The sequence below is a fragment of the Labrys sp. (in: a-proteobacteria) genome (assembly GCF_047605565.1).
GTDB lineage: Bacteria > Pseudomonadota > Alphaproteobacteria > Rhizobiales > Labraceae > Labrys > Labrys neptuniae.
The window spans coordinates 1-11,853 of record NZ_JASGFM010000077.1 but is presented as its reverse complement, the minus strand read 5'-3'; the positions used below and the strand labels follow the sequence as shown (position 1 = coordinate 11,853).

11 protein-coding genes are annotated in these 11,853 nt (G+C 63.0%); 7 read left to right on the top strand and 4 right to left on the bottom strand.

What is annotated here, in order from left to right:
* On the top strand, positions 1-783 hold a 783-nt coding region (locus QM672_RS32210), incomplete at its 5' end, for a lysozyme inhibitor LprI family protein (RefSeq protein WP_415087346.1).
* Between the two features lie 31 nt (positions 784-814).
* Here QM672_RS32210 and QM672_RS32205 read toward each other — a convergent pair.
* The 3 genes from QM672_RS32205 to QM672_RS32195 form a co-directional block, all read right to left on the bottom strand.
* A complete protein-coding gene (locus tag QM672_RS32205) occupies positions 815-2,221 on the bottom strand; it encodes an MATE family efflux transporter (RefSeq protein WP_415087345.1) in 1,407 nt (468 codons plus the stop codon).
* Between the two features lie 112 nt (positions 2,222-2,333).
* Entirely contained in the window at positions 2,334-3,587 is a 1,254-nt protein-coding gene (locus QM672_RS32200) for an MFS transporter (RefSeq protein ID WP_311941452.1), read from the bottom strand.
* Positions 3,588-3,949: 362 nt separating this feature from the next.
* A complete protein-coding gene (locus QM672_RS32195; protein WP_311941455.1) occupies positions 3,950-4,120 on the bottom strand; it encodes a hypothetical protein in 171 nt (56 codons plus the stop codon).
* Positions 4,121-4,536: 416 nt separating this feature from the next.
* Between QM672_RS32195 and QM672_RS32190 the strand changes: the two genes are divergently transcribed.
* Together QM672_RS32190 and QM672_RS32185 are read left to right on the top strand one after the other, a co-directional pair.
* A complete protein-coding gene (locus QM672_RS32190; RefSeq protein ID WP_311941459.1) occupies positions 4,537-5,556 on the top strand; it encodes a ribonuclease T2 family protein in 1,020 nt (339 codons plus the stop codon).
* Positions 5,557-5,565: 9 nt separating this feature from the next.
* Positions 5,566-6,222, top strand: a complete 657-nt coding sequence (locus tag QM672_RS32185) for a DUF2161 domain-containing phosphodiesterase (RefSeq protein WP_311941463.1) — start codon at positions 5,566-5,568, stop codon at positions 6,220-6,222.
* A 20-nt stretch (positions 6,223-6,242) separates the two neighbouring features.
* Here QM672_RS32185 and QM672_RS32180 read toward each other — a convergent pair whose 3' ends face one another.
* A complete protein-coding gene (locus QM672_RS32180; RefSeq protein WP_415087344.1) occupies positions 6,243-7,400 on the bottom strand; it encodes a diphosphate--fructose-6-phosphate 1-phosphotransferase in 1,158 nt (385 codons plus the stop codon).
* 651 nt (positions 7,401-8,051) lie between these two features.
* Between QM672_RS32180 and ugpB the strand changes: the two genes are divergently transcribed.
* From ugpB to QM672_RS32160, 4 genes are all read left to right on the top strand, one after another.
* Complete coding sequence (gene ugpB / locus QM672_RS32175; RefSeq protein ID WP_311941468.1) at positions 8,052-9,362, top strand: sn-glycerol-3-phosphate ABC transporter substrate-binding protein UgpB; 1,311 nt, start codon at positions 8,052-8,054, stop codon at positions 9,360-9,362.
* 206 nt (positions 9,363-9,568) lie between these two features.
* The gene (ugpA, locus tag QM672_RS32170) at positions 9,569-10,450 is read left to right on the top strand and encodes a sn-glycerol-3-phosphate ABC transporter permease UgpA (RefSeq protein WP_068291323.1); all 882 of its coding nucleotides are present in this window, start codon (positions 9,569-9,571) and stop codon (positions 10,448-10,450) included.
* Between the two features lie 36 nt (positions 10,451-10,486).
* Complete coding sequence (ugpE, locus tag QM672_RS32165; RefSeq protein ID WP_311941476.1) at positions 10,487-11,335, top strand: sn-glycerol-3-phosphate ABC transporter permease UgpE; 849 nt, start codon at positions 10,487-10,489, stop codon at positions 11,333-11,335.
* Positions 11,336-11,342: 7 nt separating this feature from the next.
* Positions 11,343-11,853: ATP-binding cassette domain-containing protein (locus tag QM672_RS32160; RefSeq protein ID WP_415087343.1), on the top strand; the 511-nt coding region annotated here is incomplete at its 3' end.

Below are 11,853 nucleotides of genomic sequence, written 5' to 3'. Positions count from 1 at the left end.
CAGACCCCCTGGGTGAACGAGGCCATCATCGGTTCCTTCGCCATGGCCGGAAAGGCGGAGAATGTGCAGCCGGTCAAAGCAGTCGGCGCCACCAGCACGACGCCGGTCAATCCGCCGGCACAGACCGGGGCCGATCTCGCACCCGTCGCGACGACGGAGGGCGACAACCAGGCGAACTCCCCGCTGCAGCAGAGTGCAGCCCTCGACTTTGCAGCACCAGACAGGACCGTGCCAGCGTCCGTGTCGCCGAGCTTTCCCTGCAATGGCCGCCCGAACCCCACCGAAAACGCCATCTGCCAGGATGGCGACCTCGCCACCCTCGATCAGACGCTGTCATCCGCCTATGGCGTGATCAACGCCGCCCTGCCGAAGGACTTGCAGGCCAAGCTGAAGGCGAACCAGACGGCCTGGCGTGCCCAACGCGACGAGTGCGGCGCGGATGCCGCCTGCATCGGTGTGAGCTACCGGCAGCGTCTCGCCTTCCTGAAGAGCCTGGTCGACAAGGCGGCCGGCACGCCCTCCACGTCGCCCAGCTTCCCCTGCGGCGGACGCCTCAATCCGAGCGAGCGCGCCATCTGCCAGAGCGATACGCTGGCGCGGCTCGACCTTGCTCTCGACAGCGTGTTCAAGGCCCGGTTCAGGAATCTGGCGAAAGCCGACCAGGTCGCCCTGTCGGCCAGCCAGACGGCCTGGCGCACCAATCGCGACCGCTGTGGGACAACCGCCAGCTGCATCGAAGCCGCCTATCGGCAGAGACTGAGCTACTTCCAGTCCCTGCAATAGGCCGCTTTGGCCGCACCGGAATGGCGGCGGATCACGTCGCCGGCTTGAGGCGATCCCGCCGCAGCCAGCGCAGCGTCATCAGCACGGCGACGGCGGTCAGCCCGCTTACCAAGCCGGCCCAGATCCCGGCGCCGCCCCAGCCGAAATGGAAGCCGAGCAGGATGCCGAGCGGCAGCCCCGCCACCCAATAGCCGATGGCGGCGAACAGCATCGGGATCACCGTGTCGTGCAGGCCGCGCAACATGCCGGCAGCCACGACCTGGGCCCCGTCGGTGATCTGGAACAGGCCGGCAAAGATCAGGAACAGGCTGGCCCTGGCCACCACATCGGCGTTGACCGGGTCGGCAAGATCAATGAACCGGCCGATCAGCAGATGAGGCGCGATCAGCATGAAGGCCGCTGCCGCGCACATGAAGCCGACACCGAGGACATAGGCCGTCCAGCCGGAGCGGCTGATGGCATGCCGGTCGCCGGCGCCATAGGCGAGGCCGACCCTCACGGTCGCCGCCTGACCGAGGCCGAGCGGCACCATGAAGCTGATCGAGGCGATCTGGATGGCGATGCCATGTGCTGCGAGGTCCGTCTCGCCGATGCGTCCCATCAGGAAGGCTGCGGCGTTGAAGACGGTGACCTCGAAGGCGAGCGTCACGGCGATGGGCACACCCAGCCGGAAGATCTGCCAGAGCCGTTCCCAATCGGGGCGCCACAGGTTCTGGAACAGTTGATAGTGTCGGAACGGTCGGCTGAAGGCCAGGAAAGCGGCAAGCAGCAGGAAGAAGATCCAGGTCGCGATCGTGGTCGCGATGCCCGGGCCCGACACGCCGAGGGCGGGCAGGCCGAGATGGCCGAAGGTGAGGCCCCAGGCCAGCACGGCGTTGATGATAATGCCGGCAAGCGCGCTCCACATGGCCGCGCGGGGCTGTCCCATAGCGGCCGCTGCCGAACGCAGGGCGATGTAGCCGACAAAGGCCGGCAGCGACCAGGCAAGACCGCCGAGATATTGCGAGGCATGCCTGGCGATCTCGGGATTCTGCCCGAGTTGCAGCATGATCCATTCGCCGTTCATCAGGCAGGCGAGGCCCGGGATCGAGACGATCAGCGATGTCCACAATCCCTGCTGCACGGTCCGGCGGATATCGCGGCCGCTGCCGTCACCGGCACCCAAGGCGCTGGCCACCATCGGTGCCACCGCCGTCACCACGCCCAATCCGATGATAGCAAAGAAAAAGAACAGGTTGTTGGCCAGGGTCACGGCGGCGATCGCCTGCGACCCCAATTCACCGACGAGGATGAGATTGGTGGTGGTCAGCGCCAGCTCGACCAGATTGGTCAGAATGAGAGGCCAGGCCAGGATGAGGGTTTCGAGTGCTTCCCGGCTCCAGCTCTGGTGACCACCGAGGCTCGCTTGCGAGCCTGCAGGCGGAAATACCGTAGCCATTTGGTCGTTTCCATTGCTTATTTGAAATTGGAGCGGGGGCCGCGCCCTGATTGGTGCGCAGCCCCCGTTCGGCCTCAGAAATGTCGGGATGGAAAGGCGAGTGGCCGCCTTTCTATTTGAACACTTCCTTCACCGCTTCGACGGGCTGCGGCTTTGGGCGTTCGATATTGGGCAGGAAAATCGTCAGCAGCCCGATCATCGGCAGGAAGGAGCAGACCTTGTAGACGAATTCGATACTGGTCTTGTCGGCGAGAACGCCGAGCGCCGCGGCACCGACGCCGCCCATGCCGAAGGCGAGACCGAAGAACAATCCGGCTATCATGCCGGTCTTGCCAGGCACCAGCTCCTGCGCGAACACCACGATGGCGGAAAAGGCGGAGGACAGGATGAAGCCGATGATCACCGCCAGCACCGGTGTCCAGGTCAGGTTGGCATAGGGCAGGGCCAGGCTGAAAGGCAACACGCCCAGGATCGAGACCCAGATCACATATTTGCGCCCGATACGGTCACCGATTGGCCCGCCGAGCAGCGTGCCGGCCGCTGCAGCGAACAGGAAGATGAAGAGCTGCATCTGCACGGCTTCGGGCGGCAGGCCGAAACGATCTTCGAGATAGAGCGTGTAGTAGCTCGACAGCGATGCCATGTAGAAGAATTTGGAGAAGACCAGTGCCAGCAGCACCGCCAGCGAGGCGATGACGCGGCTGCGCGACAACGAGGCCACGGCCGACACGGTTCTGGTCTTGATACCGGCCGTGTGGCGCCGATAGGCGGCATACCAATTGCCGACATTCCACAGGATGAACATGGCGAGCAGGGCGATCACCGAGAAGATGGCGATCGAATGCTGGCCATAGGGCAGCACGATGAAGGCGGCCAGCAGTGGCCCGATCGAGGTGCCGAGATTGCCGCCGACTTGAAAGACCGACTGTGCCAGGCCGGTCTTGCCGCCGGAAGCCATGCGCGCGACGCGTGACGATTCGGGATGGAAGACCGAGGAGCCGGTGCCGACCAGCATGGCGGCGATCAGAACTGTGGCGTAATTTTGGGCATAGGCGAGCAGCACCAGGCCGATAAGGCTGAGGCCCATGCCGACGGTGAGCGAATAGGGCAGGGGGCGGCGGTCGGTATAGAGGCCGACGAAAGGCTGCAGCAGCGATGCCGTCAGCTGGAAGGCCAGCGTGATCAGGCCGATCTGGGTGTAGCTGAGGGCGTAATTGTCACGCAGCATCGGATAGATCGAGGGGATCAACGACTGGATGGTGTCGTTGAGGCAATGCGAGACGCTGATCGCCATCAGGATCGAATAGGCCGTGCGCTCGGGGCTGAATGCACCTGAGGAGGGCAGGGTGGCTGCTTTGGCGTCCATACGTCACTGCTAGACCCGCGGCGGCACGCGGGGTGCGAACGCGGACTATCCCTTTGTTGCGGCACGAAAAATCGGCATCTTGGCGCACGCCAAGGCCGATCGGGCCTGGTTCCGCTGGGCTATGCGGGTGATGGGAAGAGATGCGGGAGCCGCCCGCTAAACCGTTTTAGCCGAATGTCGCCAATCGGGGAATATCGAGACGCGTCGTCATCAATAAATCTTCGTGATGATATTCATCACGCTGACGCGATGAAAAGCAGGTCGGGACGGCAAGGGTCGGAAAACAAAATCGCGATCCGGGCTGGCCAGGATCGCGATCGGACTATCGGGCGGGCATGGCAGGCCCGAAGCTGGAGAGGAGCTCAGATCGGCTCGTTCTCGGCGCTGGCGACGCGGTCGATATGGCCGCGATACATGCCCAGATCCAGCATGTCGCGATAGCTCAGTTCGCGGCGCACGGTCGCGAGGCGACGGCGGTTGCGATAGGCTACGAGGCGGGCGGAGAGGGCGTTGATGAGAGCGACGGTCGTCACGGGAGTGGTTCCAGAAAAAGCGCTACGTTTACTGCGCTGCATATATAGGCAAATCGCGGCAAAATTTGTGCAGAATCGCACGCGCAAAGTCGTATGCCCGGCATGCTATTTTTGCATGGTTTAGAGGAAGTTACCGGCGGATGTGCCGGGGCGGGATGCCCAAAGCTCGGATGGCTTGCCGGTACGGAGGTCGGCCAGCTTATGCTGCAATGCAACATGGCCAGGTAGGTTTCTGTTCAGCCCTGTGCTTTATTCCTTCCTCGATGAGAAGGATCGGGATCGACATGGCCCGGCGCAAAAGCGTTTGTGGGTTGAATGAAACGCCTCGAACCGCAAACACGCGTCGAACCAACGAGTTCGGGCAAGGCCGCGTTTTCGCCAAAACGTGCCTTGCTCAGGTGGACCGGGAGAATTGCATGCGCAAGAGCTGGCTGGCGGCCTTGGCCGTTTCGACTTTGGTTCCTTTCATGTCGGCCAGGGCCGAAGAGTCGATGAAGGGAATCTTCACGGCGCGGGAGGCCTGCCCGGCTCTCCAGTCGATCCGCAAGCAGACCAATCCCGGCGATGTCAAATTGACGCCCGGGCAGGATTATCGGCTGCTTGCCGGCAACAAGCCCGATCCGACCTTCTATCGCGTCCAGGTCGAAGATGCCCAGCCGGCGCAGCGCTGGGTGCCCGTCTCCTGCGGTGAGGTCAAGGCGGGCGATAATGGCACCCCCGCCACGCCGGGTGCGGGCAAGCCTGGCCCGGCCAGATCTGATGCGGCAATTTCGGCGGGTGGGGCTTCCTATGTCTTCGCCATCAGCTGGCAGGCCGCCTTTTGCGAGGGGCTGCCCGACAAGACAGAGTGCCGTACGCAAACCGCCGATCGCTATGACGCCAGCCATTTCACGCTGCACGGGCTCTGGCCGCAGCCGCGCGGCAATGCCTATTGCGGCGTGGCGCGGCGCGATATCGAGGCTGACAAGGCCCATCGCTGGGAGGACCTGCCCGAGCCCCAGCTCGAGCCGGCGACCCGTACGGCCCTGGAGAAAGCCATGCCGGGCACCGCCTCCTTCCTCGATCGACACGAATGGATCGAGCATGGCACCTGCTTCTTCGAGAAATCGGCCGATGCCTATTTCCGCCGCTCGGTGGCTCTGATCGGCGAGATCAACGCCTCGCCCGTCCAGAAGTTGTTCGCCGACAATGTCGGCAAGGAAATCGACACCAGCCAGATTCGCAGCGCCTTCGACCAGGGTTTCGGTGCGGGGGCCGGCGAGCGGGTGCGCTTTGCCTGCAAGCGTGACGGCAGCCGCAGCATCATCGTGGAAATGACAATCGGCTTGCGCGGCGAGGTCAAGGACGGTGCCAAGCTGGCCGACCTGATCGCCGGCGCCTCGCCGACGGATCAGGGCTGCAAGGCCGGTATCGTCGATCCGGTCGGACTGCAGTGAGGGCCGGCCTTGGAGACGGAACTCTATCTACCGGTCAAGGCCTTCCTGGAGTCGCTTGATTTTGCGGTGAAAGGCGAGATCGGCGGCTGTGATGTCCTGGCCCTGCGCGAAGGCGAGCCGCCGGTGGCGGTGATCTGCGAGCTCAAGCAGAGCTTCAACCTGGAACTGGTGCTGCAAGGCGTCGACAGGGCCGGAGCCTGCGACGAGATCTGGCTTGCGGCCCGTCTCTCCCTACGCGGCAAGGGGCGCGAGAGCGATGCGCGTTTCCGCAATCTCTGCCGCCGTCTCGGCTTTGGATTGCTGGGGGTGTCCGATAGCGGGGAGGTGCAGATCATCGTCACGCCTGAGGCGCCGTTCCCGCGCCGCGATCCCAAGCGCCGTTCCCGCCTGTTGAGAGAGCACCGCAAGCGCCAGGGCGATCCTGTCGTCGGCGGCTCGACCCGTGCGCCGCAGATGACGGCCTATCGCCAGCAGGCGCTGGCCTGTGCCGCCGCACTGGTGGTGGCACCGCAACGCCGGCGGGACCTCGCCAAGACCGTGCCCGACGCCCCGAAGATCCTGCAGGGCAATGTCTACGGCTGGTTCGAGCGGGTCGAGAAAGGCATCTACGGCCTGACATCCGCAGGCCGTGAAGCCCTGGAGCGTTGGCCGCAGACTTGCCCATGACGAAATGAGGGGCGGGCCCCTTACACGAAGGGCGTGAAAATGTCGGGGCGTGGCGGCAGCAGGCGGCGGAAATAGGCCCGGCCTTCTTCCGAGACGGCGTTGGCGCCTGTGAAGAAGCTGTCGGGCATGTGACGGGTGCGCCCGGCGACCTGGTCGAGGGCGACAATGCGCGGCGAGGTATGCTTGCCGTCATGGTGCAGCACCACCGAGCCCGAGCCGGTAAAGGCGCTCTGGGCCGCGAAGGCACCGGCCTCGAAGGCTTCCTTGGCATCGGTCTCGTCGATGATGCCGATATAGCCCCGCGGCAGATAGCCCAGCGTGTCGACACGGGCGCGCGCTTTGGGGAAGCGCTGCTTCAAGGCCTTCTGGATCTCGATGCCGAGATCGCCGCCGGTGAGCTGCACATTGCCATGGGCGTCACGCTCGACCGTGCCGGCGGCGAGTGCCTCGGCGAGGGGACGGCCAGCCTCGTCCTGGACGCCTTCCGACATCGAGACGATGCAGCGGCCGATACGGGTGTAGACCATGTTGACGTCATCGAGGAACTGCTCGACCGAGAAGGGCTTTTCGGGCGTGTAGATCAGATGGGGGGCGTCCTCCGGGCCCTGCTGCCAGCCGGCAGCCGCGGCGCTGAGGAAGCCTGCATGCCGGCCCATGACGATGGCGACATAAATGCCCGGCATCGCCCGGAAATCGAGATCCATGCTGACGAAGGCATTGGCGACGAAAGCGGCCGCCGAGATGAAGCCCGGTACGTGGTCGTTCTCCATCAGGTCGTTGTCGATCGTCTTGGGGGCGTGCACGAAGCTGCAGGAACCGGTCGACTGCTGGCGCAGGAGATCGAGCGTGCCGGCCGTGTCATTGCCGCCGATATAGATGAAGCCGCGGGCATCGAGCTTTTCCAGCGCCTGCAGGATGGTCTGGCAATAGGCCGGATCGGGCTTGTCCCGCGTCGAGCCGAGGCCCGAATTCGGGGTGCGGGCCAGGCGCTCGAGATCGCTTTCCGAAAGCGCGGTGAGGTCGACGAGATCGCCGCGCGTCAGCCCCCGGACGCCGTGGCGGGCGCCGAGGATGCGCAGTGACGGGTCGTGCCGGCGGGCGGCAACGATGGCGCCGCAGAGTGTCTGATTGATCACGGCGGTCGGGCCGCCTCCTTGAGCGATGACAATCGACGACATGGAGCCTCCCTGGCAATCTGGTTTCCAGTTGCTTAGCCTCGAAAGCGCCGGTCGGCAACGAGCGACTTGGGTGAGGGAGCGTGAAGTACAGCCGCCATTGCAAACGAAGGCGGCGATGCTTCATTCGGGGGCAAGGCGATCAGGACGTCGGCCTTCCCATCGGCATGCCGACATGCCTTACGCGATGGCGGCGGCATGCCGGCTTTTGTGTTTCGACTCTCTTTCGGCTTGCCATGGGGCGCTCCGACCGGCCGCGCAGATGCCTGGATGTCGCCGATATGCCAATGGGTTGGCGGCGTTGCGCACGGCATCGAAACCGCGAATGGATTTTGCGGTGGGAAGCGCTCCATCCGCTGTCAGTTCGATGGGATTCAGGCCTTGACAATACAGCCCCGCAATGGAATGAATTTTCTATAATTAAAAAAAATGATCTATTAATCTCGCCCTCGGGATTGAAAGAAATCAATGGTGGTTTCGCTACGTCGGAATTGGGGCAATGCACCGAAGCGAACGCAGGGAGAAGCCGAGGGTAAACCCTGCAACCATATTACCTGTCATATTTGCTTCATTTCTTCGTCATTGAGGCGCAACCAGTGAAGTCTTAAACGACGCCGTCCTTTTAAGAAGCGGCGCATCCTGAGGGAGTATGTGATGAAGTTGAGCGTTCTGGCTTCGGCCGTGGTTCTTCTGGCCAGTGTATCCACCGGGGCCGTCGCGGCCACCGACATCCAGTGGTGGCATGCGATGACGGGGGCCAACAACGACCGCATCGTCAAGCTGGCCAATGATTTCAATGCCAGCCAGAGCGACTATCGGATCGTTCCCGCCTACAAGGGTTCCTATCCCGATACGATGAATGCCGGCATTGCCGCGTTCCGGGCCGGCAATGCGCCCGATATCCTGCAGGTCTTCGAAGTCGGTACCGCCACCATGATGGCGGCCAAGGGCGCGATCAAGCCCGTCTACCAGCTGATGAAGGATGCGGGCGAGCCCTTCGACCAAAAGTCCTACCTGCCTGCCGTCACCGGTTATTATTCCAATGCCAAGGGCGAGATGCTGTCCTTTCCCTTCAACTCCTCGACCATGGTGATGTGGGTCAACGAGGATGCGCTGAAGAAGGCCAATCTGACGGCGGCACCCAAGACCTGGCCGGAGGCTTTCGAGGCGGCCAAGAAGCTGAAGGCAGCCGGTTACGCCACCTGCGGCATTTCCACGGCCTGGACCACCTGGGCCAATATCGAGGAGCTGTCGGCCTGGCACAACGTGCCGCTGTCGACCAAGGCCAACGGCTTGGATGGCTTCGATACCGAATTGAAGTTCAACAATCCGGTGGTGGTGAAGCATCTGGAAAACCTGGTCGAGGCCCAGAAGGACAAGACCTTCGACTATTCCGGCCGCACCAATCAGGGCGAGGGGCGCTTCACCTCGGGCGAATGCCCGCTGTTCCTGACCTCCTCGGCCTTCCTGGGCAACGTCAAGGCCAACGCCAAGTTCAAATATTCGGTGGCGCCGATGCCCTATTATCCCGATGTGCAGGGCGCGCCGCAGAACTCGATCATCGGCGGCGCTTCGCTGTGGGTGATGGGCGGCAAGTCGGACGAATCCTATAAGGGCATCGCCAAGTTCCTGACCTATCTGTCGAAGCCCGACGTGCAGGCCTGGTGGGCCCAGGAGACCGGCTATCTGCCGATCACCCCGGCTGCCTACGAGCTCTCCAAGAAACAGGGCTTCTATGCCAAGGATCCCAACAGCGAAGTCGCCGTGCTGGAGCTGACCAACAAGGCACCGACGGAAAATTCCCGCGGGCTGCGTCTGGGCAACCTCGCCCAGATCCGCGATGTCTGGGCCGAGGAGATCGAGCAGGCCCTGGCCGGCAAGAAAACCGCGCAGGCCGCGATGGACGATGCCGTCCGCCGGGGCGATGCGATCCTGAAGACCTTCGCCCGCACCGCGGGGCGATAACAGGCCCGTAAGCCTTAGCGAAAAGACGCTGACCTTCGTCATGCCCGGGCTTGGCCCGGGCACCCTGTCCAGCACCGTCACTGTCTGGGCTGGGTGCTGGATTGCCGGGTCAAGCCCGGCAATGACAAAGGTCGAGAGCGTTAAAGCATCGCGCCGAAAGGGGTTGCCGGTTTTCGGCAATAGCGATGCGGCCATTAGGATCGACCATGGAAAAACGCTCCGTCTTCTCCGGCAAGACCCTGCCTTGGCTGCTGCTGGCGCCGCAATTGGCGATCACGCTGATCTTCTTCTATTGGCCGGTGCTGCAGGCGATCCGGCAATCCTTCTTCATCGAGGATAGTTTCGGCACCACCTCCGAATTCGTCGGGTTCGAGAATTACCAGCTCCTGTTCCAGCAACCGGAATATTACAAGGCCGTCGGCGTCACCCTGGTATTCGCCGGCCTGGTCTCGGTGCTGTCGCTCGGGCTGGCCTTGATCCTGGCCGTGCAGGCGGACAAGAAGATCAAGGGCGCCTCCTTCTATCGCACCATGCTGGTATGGCCCTATGCGGTGGCGCCGGCGGTGGCTGGCGTGCTCTGGCTCTTCATGTTCCAGCCCTCGCTCGGCCTGGTGGCGCGTGGCCTCAAGCAGCTGGGCCTGCCCTGGGATCCCCTGCTCAACGGCAATCACGCCATGATCCTGGTGGTGCTGGCGGCAACCTGGAAGCAGATCTCCTACAACTTCCTGTTCTTCCTGGCGGGGCTGCAATCGATTCCCAAATCGCTGATCGAGGCGGCGGCCATCGACGGCGCCCGGCCGGCGCGGCGCTTCTGGACCATCATCCTGCCGATGCTGTCGCCCACGACCTTCTTCCTACTCGTCATCAACATCGTCTACGTCTTCTTCGACACGTTCGGCATCATCGATGCGGTGACGCATGGCGGTCCGGCCGGGGAGACCATCACCATGGTGTTCAAGGTCTATAATGACGGCCAGAGCGGCGGCGATCTTGGCGGCTCGGCGGCGCAGTCGGTGATCCTGCTGATCATGGTGATCGCCATGACCACCCTGCAGTTCCGTTTCATCGAGAAGAAAGTGACTTATTGATGATCTGTTTCTCGTTGCTATCGAGAGGAACGGCTCATGGTTGAGAACCGCCGTTTCGGTAACCTTCTGCCCCACGCCATTCTGATCCTGGGCGTACTGGTCCTGGCCTTCCCGGTGTGGCTGGCCTTCGTGGCCTCTACCCATGATGCCACCACCATCATCAACGGTCAGATCGGCGTGCTGCCCGGCCCCGACCTGATCAAGAACTACACCCAGACCCTGTTTCACGGCACGGAGGGGGCTACGCGCGAACCGGTGCTCACCATGCTGACCACCAGCCTGATCATGGCGGTGGCGATCGCGGTGGGTAAGATCGTGATCTCGCTGATCTCGGCCTTCGCCATCGTCTATTTCCGTTTCCGCTTCCGCATGTTCGCCTTCTGGCTGATCTTCATCACCCTGATGCTGCCGGTGGAAGTGCGCATCTATCCCACCTACAAGATCGTTTCCGACCTGCATCTGCTCGATACCTATGCCGGCCTGACCCTGCCCTTGATCGCTTCGGCGACGGCGACCTTGCTGTTCCGCCAGTTCTTCATGACCATTCCGGACGAATTGCTGGAGGCCTCCAAGATCGATGGGGCCGGTCCCTTGAAATTCTTCAAGGACACCGTGCTGCCGCTCTCCATCACCTCGATCGCGGCGATGTTCGTGATCCAGTTCATCTATGGCTGGAACCAGTATTTGTGGCCCTTGCTGATCACCACCCAGGATTCGATGCAGACCATCGTCATCGGCATCCGCAAGATGATCACCACCCAGGACGCCCTGACCGAATGGCAGATCGCCATGGCGACCGCGATCCTCGCCATGCTGCCGCCGGTGGTGGTCGTCGTCGTCATGCAGAAGCTCTTCGTCAAGGGCCTGGTCGAGACCGAGAAGTGAGTAACCGATGGCTCAAGTCGTTCTGAACAACGTCAAGAAGATCTACGACAACGGCTACGAGGCGGTGAAGGGCGTGAGCTTCACCGTGCCGGATGGCGGCTTTTGCGTGCTGGTCGGGCCCTCCGGCTGCGGCAAGTCGACCTTGCTGCGCATGGTGGCCGGGCTGGAGCGCATCTCCTCGGGCGATGTCCACATCGGCGAGCGCCGCGTCAACGAGATCGAGCCGATGGACCGGGATATCGCCATGGTGTTCCAGAATTACGCGCTCTATCCGCATATGTCGGTTTACGACAACATGGCCTATGGCCTGCGCAACCGCAAAACCGCCGAGGGCGAGATCGGCCAGCGGGTGAAGGAAGCGGCCCGCATCCTCGAGCTCAGCGACGACATGCTCAAGCGCAAGCCACGCCAGCTCTCCGGCGGCCAGCGCCAGCGCGTGGCGATGGGCCGGGCCATCGTGCGTCAGCCGGCCGCCTTCCTGTTCGACGAGCCGCTCTCCAATCTCGACGCCAAGCTGC

Excerpts from the sequence above, each read along its gene's own strand:
- QM672_RS32190 (WP_311941459.1), top strand. The coding sequence starts at position 4,537 with ATGCGCAAGAGCTGGCTGGCGGCCTTGGCCGTTTCGACTTTGGTTCCT.
- ugpE (WP_311941476.1), top strand. The coding sequence starts at position 10,487 with ATGGTTGAGAACCGCCGTTTCGGTAACCTTCTGCCCCACGCCATTCTG.
- QM672_RS32180 (WP_415087344.1), bottom strand. The coding sequence starts at position 7,400 with ATGTCGTCGATTGTCATCGCTCAAGGAGGCGGCCCGACCGCCGTGATC.
- ugpB (WP_311941468.1), top strand. The coding sequence starts at position 8,052 with ATGAAGTTGAGCGTTCTGGCTTCGGCCGTGGTTCTTCTGGCCAGTGTA.
- QM672_RS32205 (WP_415087345.1), bottom strand. The coding sequence starts at position 2,221 with ATGGCTACGGTATTTCCGCCTGCAGGCTCGCAAGCGAGCCTCGGTGGT.
- QM672_RS32200 (WP_311941452.1), bottom strand. The coding sequence starts at position 3,587 with ATGGACGCCAAAGCAGCCACCCTGCCCTCCTCAGGTGCATTCAGCCCC.
- ugpA (WP_068291323.1), top strand. The coding sequence starts at position 9,569 with ATGGAAAAACGCTCCGTCTTCTCCGGCAAGACCCTGCCTTGGCTGCTG.